General features: G+C 63.7%; 17 protein-coding genes. 10 read left to right on the forward strand and 7 right to left on the reverse strand.

What is annotated here, in order from left to right; translation table 11 throughout:
- Window positions 1-227: hypothetical protein (locus HNO82_RS10160; RefSeq protein ID WP_217509871.1), on the reverse strand; the 227-nt coding region annotated here is incomplete at its 3' end.
- 179 nt (window positions 228-406) lie between these two features.
- On the opposite strand from HNO82_RS10160, the gene HNO82_RS10165 reads away from it, so the two are divergent.
- Window positions 407-1,450 carry an autotransporter outer membrane beta-barrel domain-containing protein gene (locus HNO82_RS10165; protein WP_217509872.1) on the forward strand — a complete coding sequence of 348 codons (1,044 nt, stop codon included), beginning with the start codon at window positions 407-409 and terminating at the stop codon, window positions 1,448-1,450.
- A 198-nt stretch (window positions 1,451-1,648) separates the two neighbouring features.
- Here the strand turns inward: HNO82_RS10165 and HNO82_RS10170 are convergent, their stop codons facing one another.
- Entirely contained in the window at window positions 1,649-2,560 is a 912-nt protein-coding gene (locus tag HNO82_RS10170; RefSeq protein ID WP_175343628.1) for a LysR family transcriptional regulator, read from the reverse strand.
- A 380-nt stretch (window positions 2,561-2,940) separates the two neighbouring features.
- Here HNO82_RS10170 and HNO82_RS10175 point away from each other — a divergent pair, with 380 nt between their 5' ends.
- The 9 genes from HNO82_RS10175 (at window position 2,941) to HNO82_RS10215 (ending at window position 12,608) form a co-directional block, all read left to right on the forward strand.
- Window positions 2,941-4,479 carry an ABC transporter substrate-binding protein gene (locus tag HNO82_RS10175; protein ID WP_175343629.1) on the forward strand — a complete coding sequence of 513 codons (1,539 nt, stop codon included), beginning with the start codon at window positions 2,941-2,943 and terminating at the stop codon, window positions 4,477-4,479.
- A 71-nt stretch (window positions 4,480-4,550) separates the two neighbouring features.
- Entirely contained in the window at window positions 4,551-5,468 is a 918-nt protein-coding gene (locus HNO82_RS10180) for an ABC transporter permease (RefSeq protein WP_008330456.1), read from the forward strand.
- Between the two features lie 17 nt (window positions 5,469-5,485).
- Window positions 5,486-6,406 carry an ABC transporter permease gene (locus HNO82_RS10185; RefSeq protein WP_175343630.1) on the forward strand — a complete coding sequence of 307 codons (921 nt, stop codon included), beginning with the start codon at window positions 5,486-5,488 and terminating at the stop codon, window positions 6,404-6,406.
- A 22-nt stretch (window positions 6,407-6,428) separates the two neighbouring features.
- Window positions 6,429-7,433 carry an ABC transporter ATP-binding protein gene (locus tag HNO82_RS10190; RefSeq protein ID WP_008330451.1) on the forward strand — a complete coding sequence of 335 codons (1,005 nt, stop codon included), beginning with the start codon at window positions 6,429-6,431 and terminating at the stop codon, window positions 7,431-7,433.
- Window positions 7,430-8,275 (forward strand): ATP-binding cassette domain-containing protein, encoded by an 846-nt coding sequence (locus HNO82_RS10195; protein WP_175343631.1) that lies wholly within the window; start codon window positions 7,430-7,432, stop codon window positions 8,273-8,275. Before HNO82_RS10190 ends, HNO82_RS10195 begins: the two co-directional genes overlap by 4 nt.
- A gap of 39 nt (window positions 8,276-8,314) precedes the next feature.
- A complete protein-coding gene (locus tag HNO82_RS10200) occupies window positions 8,315-9,736 on the forward strand; it encodes a M20 family metallopeptidase (protein WP_175343632.1) in 1,422 nt (473 codons plus the stop codon).
- On the forward strand, window positions 9,733-10,932 hold the full coding sequence (locus tag HNO82_RS10205) for a M20 aminoacylase family protein (RefSeq protein WP_175343633.1): 1,200 nt from the start codon (window positions 9,733-9,735) through the stop codon (window positions 10,930-10,932). The genes HNO82_RS10200 and HNO82_RS10205 overlap by 4 nt, the downstream gene beginning before the upstream one ends.
- A 436-nt stretch (window positions 10,933-11,368) precedes the next feature.
- A complete protein-coding gene (locus HNO82_RS10210) occupies window positions 11,369-11,680 on the forward strand; it encodes a hypothetical protein (protein ID WP_008330434.1) in 312 nt (103 codons plus the stop codon).
- Window positions 11,681-11,939: 259 nt separating this feature from the next.
- Window positions 11,940-12,608, forward strand: a complete 669-nt coding sequence (locus HNO82_RS10215; RefSeq protein WP_175343634.1) for a DUF2026 family protein — start codon at window positions 11,940-11,942, stop codon at window positions 12,606-12,608.
- A 711-nt stretch (window positions 12,609-13,319) separates the two neighbouring features.
- On the opposite strand, the gene HNO82_RS10220 is transcribed toward HNO82_RS10215, so the two are convergent.
- From HNO82_RS10220 to HNO82_RS10240, 5 genes are all read right to left on the reverse strand, one after another.
- Window positions 13,320-13,895: a hypothetical protein gene (locus HNO82_RS10220; protein WP_175343635.1), complete on the reverse strand. Its 576-nt coding sequence runs from the start codon at window positions 13,893-13,895 to the stop codon at window positions 13,320-13,322.
- Window positions 13,896-14,112: 217 nt separating this feature from the next.
- Complete coding sequence (locus tag HNO82_RS10225) at window positions 14,113-14,883, reverse strand: DUF3299 domain-containing protein (RefSeq protein WP_175343636.1); 771 nt, start codon at window positions 14,881-14,883, stop codon at window positions 14,113-14,115.
- Window positions 14,884-14,898: 15 nt separating this feature from the next.
- Window positions 14,899-16,167, reverse strand: coding sequence for an ABC transporter permease (locus HNO82_RS10230; protein WP_008330430.1), 1,269 nt, complete (start codon window positions 16,165-16,167; stop codon window positions 14,899-14,901).
- Window positions 16,164-16,898, reverse strand: a complete 735-nt coding sequence (locus HNO82_RS10235) for an ABC transporter ATP-binding protein (protein ID WP_175343637.1) — start codon at window positions 16,896-16,898, stop codon at window positions 16,164-16,166. Before HNO82_RS10235 ends, HNO82_RS10230 begins: the two co-directional genes overlap by 4 nt.
- A 119-nt stretch (window positions 16,899-17,017) precedes the next feature.
- Entirely contained in the window at window positions 17,018-17,611 is a 594-nt protein-coding gene (locus tag HNO82_RS10240; protein WP_175343638.1) for a DUF2796 domain-containing protein, read from the reverse strand.
- Window positions 17,612-17,639: the final 28 nt, after the last annotated feature.

Genomic DNA, 17,639 nt, shown 5'->3' on the forward strand with positions numbered 1-17,639 from the left:
TGCATCGTCAGTGACACCGACACCACCAGCAGCACAGGGAGCGCAGGCAGCACCAGCATCGGCCGCACCGGCGTCGTCAGCGACACAGGAATCACCGGCGGCACAGGGAGCACAGGCAGCGCCAGCATCATCTGCATCGGCCGCACCGGCGTCGTCAGTGATGCCGAAGCCACCAGCAGCACAGCGAGTACCGGTTGCACCAGCAGCTCCAGCAGATCCGGCAGCACAGGCAGCACAGGGAGCACAGGGAGCACAGGCAGCACAGGGAGCACAGGGAGCACAGGGAGCACAGGGAGCACCAGCAGCGCCCGCCGTCCGCCCATCACCCATCACCCTCGCCGCCGCTGCAGCAGCGCCGGTTGCGCCGGTGCTGGGCCAGCAGATCCTGCGTCCGTCCAGTGGCGATATGGCTCAGGTTGCCACAGCGCTGGGTCGGCTGCCTGACGCTGGCAGCGTGCGCCGCGCCGCCAGCCAGACCTTGCCCAGCAACGTCGGCACCAGCGCCATCCGGGGCAGCATGACGTCCCTCAATCGCGTCATCGCTACCCGCAACGAGGCCGGCAATGTCGGTGGTGCCGGTCTGGGCAGCGGGCTGTCTTCGGGCGAGGCGGCTCGCGATCGTCAGGTCTGGCTCATGCCCTTCGAGTCGCGCACCAACCAGGACGACCGCAACGGTGAACCCGGTTTCAGCGCCAGTACCTGGGGTATGGCCACCGGCGCCGAAATGGAACTGGAGCGCGGACGCGTCGGCCTGTCGTACGCCTACGCCAGCACCCGGGCCAGCGGCAACACCGCCATCACCGGTGCCGGCAGCCGCAGTCATACCGAGTCCAATATGTTGGCCCTCTACGGCAACGTCCCGCTGGGCGAACTGGCACTGACCTGGCAGGCCGACCTGGGCCGCAACGGCAATCGTCTGTCGCGCGAGATGCGCTTCGGTGGTCTCAACCGCATCGCCACCAGCCACTATCACAGCTGGCATGCGCATTTGGGCGCAAACGTATCATTCACGCTGCCCTTGAGTGAAGCAATGAGTCTGGCACCTGCCCTGCAGATCGACTATACGCGGCTGCAAAGCCCGTCCTACGCCGAGAGCGGGGCAGGGGCGCTGAACTTGTCGGTACAGGGCAAGCGCAGCGAAGCACTCTTGCTCGGTACCAGTGCACGACTGAACTACACCCTGACGTCATCGTCGCAGATCAGCAGCTACCTCGGGGTCAGCTACGATGTCATCAACGGTCGTGACGATCTGGTGGCCACCTACGCGGGGGCACCCGGCCAGGCCTTCACCACGCCCGGCCCCGCGCACTCACCCTGGCTGTTGAAGGGCGGCGTGAGCTATCGCTTCAAGCTGCCGAAGTCGGCAGAGATCTCTCTGCGCATCGATGCCGAAGGGCGCAGCGGTTTCATCAACAAGTCTGCAGCAGTCAAGGCAGGCTGGCGTTTCTGATGATTCATGCACTGATACGCTGAAACCCTGACACTTTGAAACCCGCCAAGCGGCCGCACTTGTAGCGGCCGCTTGGCGTTTGCAGGACTCGGTGTGCCGCCGGCGGAAGCGGGTCGGGTACTGATCCGCATGGGCCGGCAGCGTCCGTTTGTTCGGCATGACATCAAACGGGCTGGGCTGGATGCCCGCGACAAGCGCTCACAAATCCTTGCTCAGTTCAGCCACCAGATAATCGAGGAAGATCTCCACGCTGCGCGGCAAGGTCCGTCCTGCCAGTGTCTGCACCTCCACGAAGCGGCCGTCATTAGGGCAATCGCGGATCGGTCGCATGGTCAGCTCGCCGCGTTCGATGCGGTAGCGCACGGTGACGTCGCCGGTGATGGAGAGCGCATCGTTGTCCAGCACATAGTTGTGCAGCGACTGGATATAGTTGCTGGTCATGACCGGTTCGATCACCACCTGCTGACGGCTGCAGGCGATGTCGAACAACTGGCGCAGCGTCGTGGTCGGGTCGGGCAGAGCCAGGGGATAGGGTTTGAGCTGGCCCAGCGAGACCTGGCGGAAACGCGCCAGCGGATGCTCGTTGCGCATCACCAGAGCAATCGGGCCGGGCTGGCGGTGCACTACCTTGATTTCCGGTTCCGGCAGACGTGCGAAGGTCAGCCCGATATCGGCATTGCCCTCGCGGACCTGGCGCGACACCACCGCCGGCGCCCCCACGAACAGCTGGAACACGAAGCCCGGATAGTGCTGCTGGAAGGCGTTGATCAGCCGCGGCAGGAAATCGATCGCAAAACCCTCCGAGGCCGACAGCCGCACGCGTCCACTGCGCAAGCCTTTCAAGGCCTGCAGGTCGGCGACCACGCGGTCGGCTTCCAGCGCCATCTTGCGCGCGTGCGCAGCCAACATCTCGCCGCCCGCCGACAGCACCATCCCGCGCGGACGCCGCTCAAACAAAATCGTGTCCAGCGTTTCCTCAAGACTGCTGATCTGGCGGCTGATGGCCGAGCTGGCCACGTTCAGACGCTGCGATGCTTCGCTGATGGAACCGCATCGCACCACTTCCAGGAAGTAGCGCAAGGCAGTGTCTTGCAGTTGCTGTGATTTCATCCCGAGATTCCTTCCAGTCTGACCAGATCTGACCAGGGCGCTGGCCCCGGCAAATAATTTCCCGCTTTATTTGGTGCGTGCTTCACGCCTTTGGTGCAGCACCGCCAGTATCCCGGCGCACCGCGATGCTGCACCTGCTCCACGCCCCGCGACCCAGCAGGGATGCGACTTTTGCCAGGGTGGTCACATTGTGGTGCAGCATTTTTGCGTTCTGGTATCGGCAACGCAGGCTTAGAAATTTGATGATTGTGGCATCGATAAATCCTAGCCTAGTATGCCCCTCGATGTCGCGGTTTTTCTTGAACCCATTTCATCAACAGGCAGGCTCGCCTATTGATGAAATGGGTTCCAATTTGTCTTATTCGAACGAAGGGGCAGGAATGAACGCACTACACACATCTCTCTTGGCTTGGTCGCGCTGCGCGGTACTGGTGGCGGGGGCGTTGGGCGCTTCGGTTGCGCATGCCAACAAGGCCAATGACACTCTGGTCTATGCCTCCGACAGTGAAGTCGAGAACATCAGCCAGTATCACAACAACCTGCGCGAAGGCGTGATCCTGGCGCACCTGATCTGGGATACGCTGATCTATCGCGATCCCAAGACCAACGAGTACAAGCCGCAACTGGCGACCTCCTGGAAATGGGAATCGCCCACCGCGCTGGTGCTGGACCTGCGCCAGGGCGTGCAATTCCAGAACGGCGACAAGTTCAGCGCCGACGATGTGGTGTTCACCTTCAACTATGTGGTTTCGCCCGAATCCAAGGCGGTCACGCGGCAGAATACCGACTGGATCAAGAGCGTCGACAAGCTCGGCGACTATCAGGTCCGCATCAACCTGAAGGGGCCTTTCCCTGCCGCGCTTGAATACCTGGCCGGTCCGCTGCCGATCTATCCGGCGGCCTACTTCAAGAAGGTCGGGCTGGAAGGTTTCTCCAAGGCGCCCATCGGCACCGGTCCCTACAAGGTCACCAGCGTCACGCCAGGGCAGGGCGTGACCCTGGTCAAGAACCCCAACTACTTCAAGGACAGCCCGCAGGGCCAGCCTTCGATCGGCAACATCAAGTTCGTGGTCATTCCCGATCCGGAAACCCGCGCCGCGCAACTGATGACCGGTGCCATCGACTGGATCTGGCGGGTACCGCCCGACCAGGCCGATGCGCTCAAGACCAACCCCAAGCTGACCGTGCAAAGCGGCGAGACCATGCGCGTCGGTTTCATCACCTTGGATACCACCGGCACCTCGGCGCCCAATTCACCCTTCAAGGATCTGCGCGTGCGCCAGGCGGTCAATTACGCCATCAACCGCAAGGGCTATGCCGACAACCTGATGCGTGGCGGCAGCCAGCCGGTCTACACCGCCTGCTTCCGTACCCAGTTCGGCTGTGACAGCAATGCCGTCATCAAGTACGACTACAACCCGGCCAAGGCCAAGGAACTGCTGGCAGCAGCCGGCTATCCGAACGGCTTTGATACCGACATCTATGCCTATCGCGAACGGGAAGTCGCCGAAGCCATCATCGGCGACCTGCGCAAGGTCGGCATCCGCGCCCGCCTGCATTACATGAAGTTCGCCGCCCTGCAGACCGAATACCGCAGCGGCAAGACCCCCATGAGCTTCTATTCCTGGGGCTCGTTCTCGATGAACGATACCTCGGCCTTTGCCGGTGTCTACTTCAAGGGGGGCGCCGATGACATCACCAAGGATCCGCAACTGCAGCAGTTCCTTCAGGTTGCCGATACCTCGATCGATCCGGCGGTGCGCAAGGCCAATTACAGCAAGGCCCTGGAGCTGATCTCAAAACAGGCGTACGTGGCGCCGATGTTTTCCTACTCGACCTTCTATGCCTTCAATTCGCAGCTGAAGTTCCAGGGTTATCCGGACGAGTTGCCGCGGTTCTACGAAGCTTCCTGGAAGTAAGCCCGGTGGCGCACGCTCTGCGTGCGCCGTTCCTGACATCGTCCGCCCAGTCTCCGCAAGGAAGGACCGCCATGTTGATCTATCTCCTGCGCCGCCTGGCCATCGCCTTGTGTGTGGCCCTGACGGTGTCCGTCGTCAGCTTCACGCTGCTGCATCTTTCGGGTGACCTGGCAGTCTCCATCGCCGGGCCGGAAGCCACCGCCGCCCAGGTCGAGTCGGTGCGCACCCAGTTCGGTCTGGACCGTCCGCTGACCACGCAATACTTCGACTGGCTGGGACGTGCCGTGCAGCTCGATTTCGGCAAGTCCTTCTACTTCCAGGGGCCGGTGATGGAAATGATTTCCGAACGCCTGCCCATCACCTTCAAGCTCGGTGGCAGCGCCTTGCTGCTGGCCATCCTGACCGCCATTCCGCTAGGGGTGCTGGCCGCGCTCTATCGGGATACCTGGCTGGATCGCGCCGCGCTGCTCATCGCCGTGGTTGGCCAGGCCATGCCCAGTTTCTGGTTCGGGCTGACCTTGATCCTGATCTTCGCCGTGACCCTGCACTGGCTGCCGGTGGCCGGCAACGACAGCTGGCAGCACTTCGTCCTGCCCGCCGTGGCCCTGGGCTATTACGCCATGCCGGCCATGATGCGGCTCACGCGCTCGGGCATGCTCGAAGTGCTGGGATCGGACTACATCCGCACGGCGCGCGCCAAGGGACTCTCCCGGGCGCGGGTGGTATTCAAGCATGCACTGCGCAACGCCGTCATTCCGGTGGTGGCGCTGGCGGCCGTGGAGCTGGGCTTCATGCTGGGCGGCTCGGTGGTCATCGAATCGGTCTACTCGATGCAGGGCCTGGGACAGCTGGCGTGGGATGCCATCTCGCGCAACGACTATCCGGTGGTGCAGGCGGTCGTGCTGATCATCGCCATGTTCTACATCGGGCTGACCTTCCTGGCCGATGTCATCAATGCGCTGCTGGACCCGCGCATCCGTACCCGCTGATCCTGCCAGGAGACCCCATGAGCGCAACCACCTCCTCTACCTTGCCCGCCACCCCCATGCTCACGACCGCCTTGCCGCCCTTGCCCGCCTGGCGCCGCAAGCTGCGCCGCCTGCTGGGCCATCGCGGCCTCATGCTGGGCGCACTGGTGCTGGCGCTGATCGTGCTGGCGGCAATCTTTGCGCCGTTGCTGGCGCCGCACGATCCCTTCGACCAGGACGTCACCGCGCGCCTGATCCCGCCGGTGTGGCAGGCCCAGGGCAGTTGGGAACACATCCTCGGCACCGACAAGCTGGGCCGCGACTATCTCTCGCGCCTGATCTTCGGTGCGCGCGTGTCACTGACCATCGGTATTGCCGCGGCCCTGATCTCGGGGCTGATCGGCACGACGCTGGGCGTGCTGGCAGGCTACTTCGGCGGACGTACCGATGCCGTCATCAGCTATCTCATCACCACGCGGCTGGCCATGCCGGTGGTGCTGGTGGCATTGGCCATGGCCTCGCTGGTGGGCGGTTCCCTCAAGGTGGTGATCGTGCTGCTGGGGCTGCTGCTGTGGGATCGTTTCGCGGTGGTGACGCGCTCGGCCACACAGCAGTTGCGCGATGCCGAATTCATCGCGGCAGCCAAGGCCATCGGCGCCTCCACACCCTACATCTTGGTGCGCGAGATCCTGCCCAACATCATGGGGGCGCTCATCGTGGTGGCCACCCTCGAAATGGCCCACGCCATCCTGCTGGAGGCCACGCTGTCCTTCCTGGGACTGGGCGTGCAGCCGCCCACGCCCTCGTGGGGCCTGATGGTGGCCGAGGGCAAGACCTACATGTTCTTCAAGCCCTGGGTGATCGTCATTCCAGGTGTGGCGCTGGCGCTGCTGGTGCTGGCAATCAATCTGGTCGGCGATGGCCTGCGCGATGTCAACGCACCCGATGGCCGCAACTGATCCGTCACGCAAGGAGAACCCCATGAGTGTATTGCTGGACGTGAAGAACCTGAAGGTGGATCTGCCCACCGAGAACGGCATGCTGCATGCCGTGCGCGGCATCGATTTCCAGGTCAGCCGTGGCGAGATGCTGTGCCTGGTCGGCGAGTCCGGCTGCGGCAAGTCCATGACCTCGCTGGCCCTGATGGGTCTGCTGCCGCGCAAGGCGCAATGCAGCGCCGACCACATCCTCTTCGATGGTGCCGACCTCAATGGCATGAGCGAACGGCAGCGCATGCAGTTGCGCGGCAAGCGCATGGCGATGATCTTCCAGGAGCCGATGACCTCGCTCAATCCCGCCTATACGCTGGGTAACCAGCTGTGCGAGGCGATGTTGCAGCAGCCCGGCGTGACGCGCGCCGAGGCGCGCGAGCGGGCACTCTACCTGCTGCACCGGACCGGCATCGGCAACGCCGAAGACCGCCTGCGCCAGTATCCGCACCAGCTCTCGGGCGGCCTGCGCCAGCGCGTGATGATCGCCATGTCGCTCATGTGCAGTCCCGACCTCATCATCGCCGACGAACCCACCACCGCACTGGACGTCACCATCCAGGCGCAGATCCTGCGCATGATCCGCGAGCTGCAGCAGGAGTTCGGCACCGCCGTCATCTTCATCACGCATGACCTCGGCGTGGTCTCGCGCATCGCCGACCGGGTTGCGGTGATGTATGCGGGGCAGGTGGTGGAGACCAGCGGTGTGGCGCAACTCTTTGCACAGCCGCGCCATCCCTACACGCGCGGCTTGCTCAACTGCATTCCGGTGCGCGGCAAGACCTTGCCGGGCAGCCGGCTGCAAGCCATTCCCGGGGTGGTGCCCAGCCTGGTCGGGCAGGTCAGCGGCTGTGCCTTCCGCAATCGCTGCACCCTGGCCGACAGCGGCTGCGAACAGGACCCGCCGATGGTGCAGCAGGGCAGTCCCGGTTTGTCGCATGAGGCACGCTGCTTCAAGCTCGATGTGCCGGTGTCGGCACTGGAGGTGGCGGCATGAGTGCCTCTCTGAATCCCCAGCCGCCGCTGGACGATATCGCGCTCGAATTGTGCGCGCTGACCAAGGTGTATCCGCTCAAGCGCGGCTTGTTCCAGGCACCGGGTCAACTGAAGGCGGTCGATGACGTTTCGCTGCGTCTGTATCGTGGCGAAACCCTCGGTCTCGTCGGCGAATCCGGCTGCGGCAAGAGCACCCTGGCCAAGATGCTGCTGGGCCTGCTGGCACCGACCTCGGGCAATGTGCTCATCAACGGCCAGGAAGTCGATCCGACCGAGCGCCGCCAGCATGCGCGGCATATCCAGCCGATCTTCCAGGACCCGTATTCCTCGCTCAATCCGCGCAAGACCGTGGGCGAGATCGTCGGCCTGCCGCTCAAGCTGCACGGCATCGGCAGTGCCGCCGAGCGCAGCCGCCAGGTCAGGCAGATCCTCGATCTGGTCGGCATGCCCGAACGCACGCACACGCAGTATCCCAACCAGCTCTCCGGCGGTCAGCGCCAGCGGGTGGCGATTGCGCGGGCACTGATCCTGCGGCCCGACATCCTCATCTGCGATGAACCGACCTCGGCGCTGGATGTGTCGGTGCAGGCGCAGATTCTCAACCTGCTGCTGGACCTCAAGGCCGAATTCGGCCTGACCTATCTCTTCATCAGCCACGACCTCGGTGTGGTGGAGCATCTGGTGGACCGGGTCGCCGTGATGAACAAGGGCAGCATCGTGGAATTGGCCTCACGTGAACAACTCTTCAGCGATCCCCAGCATCCCTATACCCGCATGCTGCTGGCCTCGGCGCTCACGCCCGATCCGGGCCTGGGCATTCCGGCCCTGGCGGTAGCCGCTTGAGAACATGAACGAATCTGAAAAAAACCAAGGAGCAGCAGCATGAGCAGAGCACAAGCCATTGCCGGCGTACAGGCTTATTTCGACGACGGCCGTTTCATGGAAACCCTGAAGCGCCGCGTGGCCATCCGTACCGAAAGCCAGGAAGCGGCCAGCCTGCCCATCCTCTACGACTATCTGCAGCAGGAGATCATGCCTTCTCTGCAGACACTGGGCTTTGTCTGCGAGGTGATCGACAATCCGCTGCCTGGCGGCAGCCCCTTCCTGATCGCCGAGCGCGTCGAGGAGGGGGCGGCTTTCACCTTGCTCACCTACGGCCACGGCGATGTGGTGCGCGGCTATGACAACCAATGGCGCGCCGGTCTCTCGCCCTGGGAGATCGTGGTCGAAGGCGAGCGCTGGTACGGGCGCGGCATCGCCGACAACAAGGCCCAGCACACCATCAACCTGGCGGCGCTGGAAGAAGTCATGAAGGTGCGCGGCGGGCAGTTGGGCTACAACGTCAAGCTGATCCTGGAGATGGGCGAGGAGACCGGTTCGCCCGGTCTCAACGAAGTCTGCCGCCAGCATGCGCAACGCCTGAAGGCCGATCTCTTCATCGCCTCCGATGGTCCGCGGGTGAATGCGCCTACCCCGACCATGTTCCTGGGTTCGCGCGGTGGCTGCAATTTCGACCTGACCTGCCATCTGCGTGATGGTGGCCACCACTCGGGCAACTGGGGCGGCCTGCTGCGCAACCCCGGCGTGCGTCTGGCCAATGCGATTGCCTGCCTGGTCGACGAGCGCGGCGCCATCCGCGTCCCCGCGCTGCTGCCGGAGGCGCTGCCGCAGAGCGTGCGCAAGGCGCTGGCCAGCGTCAAGGTGGGCGGCGGTCCGACCGATCCCGAGATCGATCCCGACTGGGGCGAGCCCGACCTGACCCCGGCCGAACGTGTCTTCGGCTGGAACACGCTGGAAGTGCTGGCCTTCAAGACCGGCAATCCGGAAGCCCCGGTCAATGCCATTCCCGGACGCGCCACTGCGCATTGCCAGATTCGCTTCGTGGTCGGCAGTGATGATGCGCATTTCATCGAACACATCCGCGCGCATCTGGATGAACAGGGTTATGACGATGTGCAGGTGGCGCTGTCGGGCGTGCAGTTCGCCGCCACCCGGCTCGATCCGGACGATGAATGGGTACGCTGGGGCCTGGCCTCGCTGCAGGAGAGCACCGGCAAGACGCCCACGCTGCTGCCCAACCTGGGCGGCTCGCTGCCCAATGACGTCTTCTCCGAAACCCTGGGCCTGCCCACGCTGTGGGTGCCGCACTCCTATCCGGCCTGCTCACAGCATGCGCCCAACGAGCATATACTGGCCAGCGTGTCGCGCGAGTCGCTGCAACTGATGGCGGGCCTGTTCTGGGACCTGGCCGAGCAGGGCCGCGAAGTGCTGGCACGACGCACATCCCCCACGGAGAAACGATGAGTCACCCCCACGAGCAGGAGCTCTGCGAGGTCGCCGACCTGCATGACATCCACGAGGAAATCACCGGCATCCGCCGCCACCTGCACCAGCATCCCGAACTGTCCTTCGAGGAAGTCGATACCGCTGCCCTGGTGGCGGCGCGCCTGCAGGAATGGGGCTACGCGGTCACCCGCCATATCGGCGGCAATGGCCTGGTCGCCACGCTGCGGGCCGGCAGCAGTGCGCGCAGCATCGGCCTGCGCGCCGACATGGATGCCTTGCCCATCCATGAGGAAACCGGCCTGGCCTGGTCCAGCGTCAAGCCCGGTGCCATGCACGCCTGCGGCCACGATGGCCATACGGCGATGTTGCTGGGCGCGGCCAAGCACCTGGCGCGCACGCGCCGTTTCGACGGCACGCTGCACCTGATCTTCCAGCCGGCCGAGGAAGCCGGTTTTGACAGCGGGGCGCAGAAGATGCTGGCCGATGGTCTCTTCGAGCGTTTCCCCTGCGATGCCGTCTTCGGCATCCACAATCACCCGGGGGTAGAGGCGGGGACCTTCATGTTCAGGAGCGGCCCCTTCATGGCGGCCTGCGATACCGTCAAGATCCGCATCGTCGGTCGCGGCAGCCATGCGGCGCGACCGCACCTGTCGGTCGATCCGGTGGTGGTCGCCGCCAGCCTGGTGATGGCCTTGCAGACGGTGGTCTCGCGCAATGTCGATCCCATGGAGACCGCAGTGGTGACGGTGGGCAGCCTGCATGCGGGCAAGGCGTCCAACGTGATTCCGGAATTCGCCACGCTGGAGTTGAGCGTGCGCTCCTTCAAGCCCGAGGTACGCGCGTTGCTGGAAGAGCGCATCCGCGCGCTGGTGGCCCTGCATGCCGAAAGCTATGGTGCCGGTGCCGAGATCGAGTATCTGCGCGGCTATCCGGTGCTGGTCAACAGCGAGGCCGAGACCGAGTTTGCCCGCGGCGTGGCCGAGGAACTGGTGGGCGCCGACAAGGTGATCGCCCCCTTCGGTCCGATCGCCGGCAGCGAAGACTTCGCCTACTTCCTGCAGCAGAGGCCCGGCTGCTTCTTGCGCGTGGGCAACGGGCAGGGACGGCCGATGCTGCACAATGCAGGCTACGATTTCAATGATGCCAATATCCCGGTGGGAGCCGCCTTCTGGACCCGGCTGGTGGAGCGCTGGCTGCCCGTCAAGGCCGGCTGAGAGGAGGCGTCGGGCGGCTTATGCGTCAACAGCATAAGCGCATGACGAATGCTTCGTTTTCAGCAGGAGCATGGCCCGGTACATTGGGGGTGTCTCCTCAGACGTCCTTGGACTTGGACAATTCGAGTCTGAACCCGCCACGCGCAAGCCTGGCGGGTTTTTTTCAGGCTGTTTCCCTGCAGCACGCGGGCTTGAAATTCACGTAACTTTCACGGCGCATGGCAGCGCTTGATGCGCCACAAAGCCCGAGCCCAGGCTGCTGTCGAGTTGGCAAGTGGCGTTGCGTGCTCAGGAATTCCCCGATGTTCGCAGTCAAGCGGGGCTACTACCATGGGAACCAATGAAACACGGTCTGTGCTCCGGACTCCCGACATCACGGTGGGGTCGTGACTGGCACGCAAGACCTTGCCGAAGTATCTTGCCATTGGAGCCAGCCATGTCCTTCGTTACCGAACCCGTACCGGGTGAAATCACCCTCATGTTCATCAGCTATCTGGTCTTCTGTACCGTCCTGATGTACCTCTTCGTCAAGACCGACAAGGAATGGGGCCGGCTGGAAGTGTCGCTGGACGACGTCGACCAGCGCGACCAGCAGGTGATGGCCTCGGCCCTGCGCTACGTGACGGTGGATGCGGAAGACCGTTCGCTGTTCAACAACGGCCTGACCCGCCCGTCACTGCAGCATTGCGCACAGTATCACGATGTCGATTGCACCTGTTTCATGCAGGAGCCGAAGAAGCAGGATTGAATGCCCGGGGTGAGGGATGGTGGGGGGAAGTGAAGTCGTGCCGCTGCAGGGACTAGGGGTAGTTCTTCCGGCATCGCAGTAGCAGTAGCAGTAGCAGTAGCAGCAGAGTTTGAGCAGCAAAGATCTCTTGAGGGTGGAACGGCAAGTCGTGAAACCGCTTTTGTTCCAAAGCGCGTCACGCATCGGGACTGCGCAGTCCGGCATTCCCGTGAAGCGGCTTAGCGGCTTGCCCGTTCTTTTCCATGAGAAAATAGCGCCCATGCAAAGCTCACATTCCTCCGCGCAGAATTTGCGCCCATTGATTCCCCTGGCCGATTATCAACGTATCTTCCGCGTCATCCATTCCGTCCTGCACAGCGTGGAAGCCGATATCCCGGCCGCCAGTTTTTTCTTTTCCGTCACTGCCGCCCAGATCCTCAAGAAGTTCTACAAGCGCAACGCCTTCCCCGTGGCCGGCGCTGCCTTCTACCTGATTCGTGAAGACGGCGGTGGTGCGCTGTCCTTCGGCACCCTGGGCGAAGACGGCCAGAGCGTGGCCAGCCATCAGGACGCCTTCCATGCCTGGGTGCAATGCGACGGCTATGTGCTGGACTTCATGGCGCCGCTGTTCCAGGAATTGCTGGTCTCGGCCGGCCATCCGCTGCCGGTGCCGCGCCAGATGTTCCAGAAGGACTTGCAGCGCATGAGCGCGGGCGTGCAGGCGCTGGTCCGGCCGGGGGATTTCTTCCTGGCCTCCAATCTCGAACTCACGCGTGAACTGCTGCAGCAGTTCATGGCCAAGAAGGCCCTCACCAATCTCTCGCAACTGTGCCTGGAATGGTTCCGCAAGCCGCCCAAGGCGATGCCGGACGACCTGGCCCTGCAAGGCAGCGATGGCGAAGTCTCGCGCATCAAGTCGCAAGCCACCGCCATTGATGGGGTCTGGTAAGACCGTTCAACCAGTTCTTGAGGGAAATGTCATGGAGGCGGACGCCTCCGAAAGGAGGGTGTGCTGGACAGATGTCCAACACACCATGCGGTCATACATATCGGTTGCATGTACCGCACTAAGCTTCGCACTATAGTTCGTCGTTATGACGGCTTCGTGACATTTCCGTTTCCCGGTTTTCTTCTCTTCGTCCTTTTTCTTCATCTCCCTGTGCACTGTCATGGGGAGGTCATACGCGGCCACTAGACTTGCGCCTGTCTCCTCTGACTCCGTGCAGATGTTGTTGCCTGCGATGCGAGCGCATCGCAGGTTTTTTTCTTCGGATCAGCCAGTTTCTCCTTGCTTCATGCTTCACGCCCAGGCCGGACAGTGGCGTCGTAACCCGGCAGGTCGCACACGTGATGGAAGTCGCGGTCCTCCCTTCCCGGCAAGTGCATGCTTGCCGGTGCGCGGCGCGGGGTGCGTCCCTCCCTTCCGGGCAGGCTCCATGACTGGAGTCTGCCCATCGCTTTTCCTCCGTTCCGTCCTCCCTTGCACGGCGCTTGCCCATCGGCTGCTCTGGTGATGAATTCCCTTTGCAATCAATTACTTGGATGGCTTACCCAGCGCTTTTCCACAGGCTTGCCACCAGAATATGTGGATATCCGGGCAAGGCCGGCATGATCCCGGGCCCTGCCTGCGTCTTGTTACTTCACATAAAATCGTTTGGAATCAATGGCTTGAGTGGCTTGTCCAGGCCTTTTCCACAGGCTTGCCACCAAAAAATGTGGATATCGCCGCGCTCGGCCAGTCTGGGCGCGGCTTTGCGGCGGACCACCCGGCCCGCCAACAAAGTGCACGACTTTGCATCTGAGCGTGAATTTCCTTTGTAATCAAAGGCTTGTCTGGCTTTTCAAGTGCTTGTCCACAGGCTTGCTCCCAAAAAGTGTGGATATCCTGCCGAAATGTTCCGTGGCCCGTGTCCGAAGGGGTGAGGTGCCAGGTTTGGGGGCTGCTTGCCTCACTCTGTTGCGATATTGAAAAGTTGTTTAAAATCAATGGCTTGATGGGATTGTCAAGGGCTTCTCCACAAGCTTGCCACCAGAAAATGTGGATATCGTCGCCGCTCCTGAGGCGGCGTTCCCGGGTGTCTGCCTGCCCCCTTTTTGCCGCGCCTTGCTGCGGCAGCGGAAAGTCCTTTGCAATCAATGCCTTGTCCGACTTGCCCAGTGCTTCTCCACAGGCTTGCACCCAAAAAATGTGGATATCCGGGCAAGTTGCCAGACGCGATGCAGAGACGAGCCTCATCGCAGTCGGCCTGCCCCAACTCTGCGCGTTGCCGAAGCGGAGTTGAAAAATCTAGAAGAATCAAGGGTTTGGGTGGCTTGTCAAAGCCTTGTCCACAAGCTTGCCCCCGTAAAATGTGGATAAGACCTGCCTGCGGCAGGTCTTGGGAACAGGCTGGGACAACTGGGGGAAACTGGGGATAAGCGGCGGCGCAGCAGAGCACGCCGCCGTGTGGTCGTCAGCCCTGGTCGGGGGCGCTGTAGGGTTCGACGCTGACGGCCTTCATGCTGTAGCTGGAGGCGCCCATGGACGAATCCGAGCGTTCTACCTTGAGCACGCCGCTGATCCATACCGCATCCATGGTGCGCACGTTCTTGACGGCCTTGACGCTCCTGACGTGAATGATCTGGTTGGCCGGCGGTGGCGGCACGTGGATGCAGGCGCCGAAGTAGGGGACCAGCAGGAATTCCTTGAGCGCCTCGCCTTCGCGGTCCAGCGAGACCACGAAGCCGGGCAGGCGCACCGGCTTGCCTTCCATGGATGGATCGACGGGCGCCTCCTTCCAGTATTTCTTGGCCTTCCAGAGCGCGGCATCGGCGCGCGGGTCATCATCGGTCATCTGGTCCAGCTTCAGGCCCTTGAAGGGCGCCATCGGGTCCCAGTTCTTGGGGATGAGCGATTCCCAGGCGATCTCCTGGAAGCCGTTGACCATCTTGCCCGAGGCCTGATAGGGCTTTTCGGTGACGGCCGCGCTTTGCTGCAGGTGGTCACCGACCTTGTATTGGCCGCTGGCGGCGTCGCTTACGCCGGCGACGGTGCTGCCACTGTCGGCGCGCGCAGTCACGGCCGGGACGGCACCTGCCAGCGGGCCACCGGCGACGGTGGCGGATGCTCCGGCAGAGGCCGGTACCGGCGCCGCCCGGGCATCGTCATGCGCCAGCAGGCGCACACCGCTGCCCACCAGCAGGCCGGCGGCGACGATGCCGCCCATCCAGTAAAGAGTCTTCATGTCAGTGCTTCCAGATCAGATTCTTGGGGTCAGGCCGTCCGACAGGCTCAGGCGATAGGCCCGCCAGGCCGGCAAGAGGCTGGCCACCAGTCCGGCCAGCACGGTCCAGAGCAGCAATTGTAATTCGCCGGCCGCCGGCCATGCCGGTCGCAGGGCGATGCCGAACTGCTCGGCCAGCATCGGCCCCAGCACCCAGATCAGACCGCTCAGCAGCAACAGGCCTGCCAGCACGCCGCACAGCATCACGCCCAGGCCCTCCACGCAGAGCAGCCACAACACGTCCAGCGGACGCGCCCCGACCGAGCGCAGGATGGCCAGCTCACGCCGCCGCTCGCCCAGGCTGGCCAGGATCGCTGCCACCAGCCCCGCCAGGCCGACCACTACCACCATGCCCGAAACCACCAGCAAGGCATTCTCGCCGATGCCGACCACGTCCCAGAGCTGGTCCAGCGCCACCCCCGGCAGCACGGCCATGAGGGGCTCCTTGAAGCCGTCGCCGTCGGCAATGGCGCGCTGCACGGCGAAGACCCGCGCGCGGCTCTTCAGGCCCACCAGTACGGCGGTGATGCTGGTCGGGGTGAGGTCGAATTTCTTCACGAATTCTGCCGGGATATGCACACCCGGCAAGGGCGCGCCCCCTTCCCAGTCGAGGTGGATGGCCTGCATGCCGTCCAGGCCGATATGCACCGTGCGGTCCACCGGGGTGCCGGTGCGCGCCAGGATGCCTACCACCTTGAAGGGTTTGTCGGCGTGCTGGGTCAGGCCCATGCCGCCCATGCCGTGGGCCAGGATGATGACGTCGCCCAGGTGATAGTGCAGTTTCTCGGCCACATCGGCCCCCAGCACGGCATCGAAGACCCCGGTAAAGGGCCGTCCCTTGGCCAGCACCAGGGATTGACCGCTGCCATAACGGAAATGCGTGAAGTAATCGCCATTGGTGGCCAGTACCGGGAAGCCACGGTGCGAATCGCCCAGCGAGATCGGGATGGTCCAGGCCACCGCCGGATTGCGGGCCAGGGTCTGGGCACTGTCCCAGCCCATGTTGTTGGTGGCACCGCCGATGCGGAAGATCGCGTACAGCATCAGCTGGATCGGACTGGTGCGGGCGCCGACTACCAGGTCGGTACCGGATACCGATTGCGAGAATCCGGCCCGCACTTCATGGCGTACCCGTTCGATGCCCAGCAGCATGGTGGTGGACAGGGCAATGGCCAGCAGCATCAGGCCCAGCGTGAACCGCCGGTTCCAGGCGCTGTGCGCGGCCAGGCGCAGGAGCAGCTTCATGCGGCCTCCTCGGGACGGGCAGCCTCGTTGAGCTGTTCCAGTGCGATGCGGCGCTCGAAACGTACGGCCAGGCGCTGGTCGTGGCTGACGAAGACCAGCGCCGCGCCGCTTTGTGCGCACTCGCGCTGCAGCAGGTCGAGGAAGGCTTGCTGGCGGTCGCTGTCCAGGGCCGAGGTCGGCTCGTCGGCAACGATGATCTCCGGCCGGCCGATCAGCGAGCGCGCCGCCGCTACCCGCTGTTGCTGGCCGATGGACAGCTGCGTCACGGGACGCGACCACAGCGACGGCGCCAGGTCCAGCGCGCTCAGCAGGGATTGCGCCACGCTCTTGAGATCGGCGCCCTGCTGCGCGGTGCGCGCCTTGCGGTAGGCCGAGAACTGGCAGGGCAGCAGCACGTTGTCGAGGATGGAAAGATAAGGCAACAGGTTGAACTGCTGGAAGATGAATCCGATGTGATCCACCCGGAAGCGGTCGCGCTGTGCCGCCGACAGCGTATGGAAGGGCTGCCCCAACGCTTCCACGGTGCCGGCCTGGGGCACGATGATGCCGCCGATGGCCGCCAGCAGGGTGCTCTTGCCGCTGCCGCTGGGGCCGCTGACGAAGACATGTTCACCAGGCGCCACCTGGAAATGCGGCAACACCAGCGCCGGATGCGCCTGGCCGGGCCAGGTAAAGCGCAGGTCGCGCATGGCAATCGCGGCGACCGGGGAAGAACGTTCAGGAATAGTCATGACAACATGAAGGAAAATCGCAGAAGCGCCAGGACGTGACTTTACCGCCGATCATAGCGCCGGTGCCTGTCAGTGGCCTGACTGGCGCGCCGGGGAACCTGCCCCGGCGGCCCCCGGCATCAGTTCATGGGGATCAGTGCGCTGCCCGGCACCAGTTGCGCCGCGCCTTGCTTCTTGGGGGTGACCAGTTGCACGTCGATACGGTGGAAGCCCGGGAAGGCCGCAAACAAGCCGCTCACATCCACCGTGGCGAGTGCGCCGGGGCTGGCGCATACCAGGGTGAAGTCGCCGTCGAGGTCGGCATGGCCATCGGTGGGGGCCGCTTCGCTGCTGGCGGACGTCTTCTCGCCCAACAGGGCGGGCGGCAGCACGGCGGACTCCAGCTGCACCTCGGCCGGCTTGCACTGGGCGGCGGCGTCGGTGGCGAACATGCGGTTCACATCACGCAGGTTCTTTGCGGCCGCGCGCACGGCGTCCTTGTCCTTGCCGCTGTTGGCCGCGTGTTCGAAGCCGACCAGGTTGATCAGCGGGCTGTCCAGGTGCAGGGTCAGGGTATTGCCTTCCAGTGCCACGTCCAGCTTGCCCACTCCATGCACGTGGGCGGGATGGTTGCCGTGCTGGTCATGGCCTTCACCAGCCGCCAGCACGGGCAGGCTGGCCAGCGACAACAGGACGAGAGGAATCAGTCGAAACGATGGACGGGATCGGAACATGGGCGGCTTTCTTGTGCTTGTTGTAAAG

The sequence above is a fragment of the Herbaspirillum sp. C9C3 genome (assembly GCF_013359625.1).
Lineage (GTDB): Bacteria > Pseudomonadota > Gammaproteobacteria > Burkholderiales > Burkholderiaceae_D > Herbaspirillum.

Coding starts and splice junctions, on each gene's coding strand:
- HNO82_RS10170 (WP_175343628.1), bottom strand. CDS start 2,560: ATGAAATCACAGCAACTGCAAGACACTGCCTTGCGCTACTTCCTGGAA.
- HNO82_RS10225 (WP_175343636.1), bottom strand. CDS start 14,883: ATGAAGACTCTTTACTGGATGGGCGGCATCGTCGCCGCCGGCCTGCTG.
- HNO82_RS10180 (WP_008330456.1), top strand. CDS start 4,551: ATGTTGATCTATCTCCTGCGCCGCCTGGCCATCGCCTTGTGTGTGGCC.
- HNO82_RS10195 (WP_175343631.1), top strand. CDS start 7,430: ATGAGTGCCTCTCTGAATCCCCAGCCGCCGCTGGACGATATCGCGCTC.
- HNO82_RS10210 (WP_008330434.1), top strand. CDS start 11,369: ATGTCCTTCGTTACCGAACCCGTACCGGGTGAAATCACCCTCATGTTC.
- HNO82_RS10230 (WP_008330430.1), bottom strand. CDS start 16,167: ATGAAGCTGCTCCTGCGCCTGGCCGCGCACAGCGCCTGGAACCGGCGG.
- HNO82_RS10240 (WP_175343638.1), bottom strand. CDS start 17,611: ATGTTCCGATCCCGTCCATCGTTTCGACTGATTCCTCTCGTCCTGTTG.
- HNO82_RS10220 (WP_175343635.1), bottom strand. CDS start 13,895: ATGAGGCTCGTCTCTGCATCGCGTCTGGCAACTTGCCCGGATATCCAC.
- HNO82_RS10215 (WP_175343634.1), top strand. CDS start 11,940: ATGCAAAGCTCACATTCCTCCGCGCAGAATTTGCGCCCATTGATTCCC.
- HNO82_RS10235 (WP_175343637.1), bottom strand. CDS start 16,898: ATGACTATTCCTGAACGTTCTTCCCCGGTCGCCGCGATTGCCATGCGC.
- HNO82_RS10205 (WP_175343633.1), top strand. CDS start 9,733: ATGAGTCACCCCCACGAGCAGGAGCTCTGCGAGGTCGCCGACCTGCAT.
- HNO82_RS10165 (WP_217509872.1), top strand. CDS start 407: ATGGCTCAGGTTGCCACAGCGCTGGGTCGGCTGCCTGACGCTGGCAGC.
- HNO82_RS10190 (WP_008330451.1), top strand. CDS start 6,429: ATGAGTGTATTGCTGGACGTGAAGAACCTGAAGGTGGATCTGCCCACC.
- HNO82_RS10200 (WP_175343632.1), top strand. CDS start 8,315: ATGAGCAGAGCACAAGCCATTGCCGGCGTACAGGCTTATTTCGACGAC.
- HNO82_RS10175 (WP_175343629.1), top strand. CDS start 2,941: ATGAACGCACTACACACATCTCTCTTGGCTTGGTCGCGCTGCGCGGTA.
- HNO82_RS10185 (WP_175343630.1), top strand. CDS start 5,486: ATGAGCGCAACCACCTCCTCTACCTTGCCCGCCACCCCCATGCTCACG.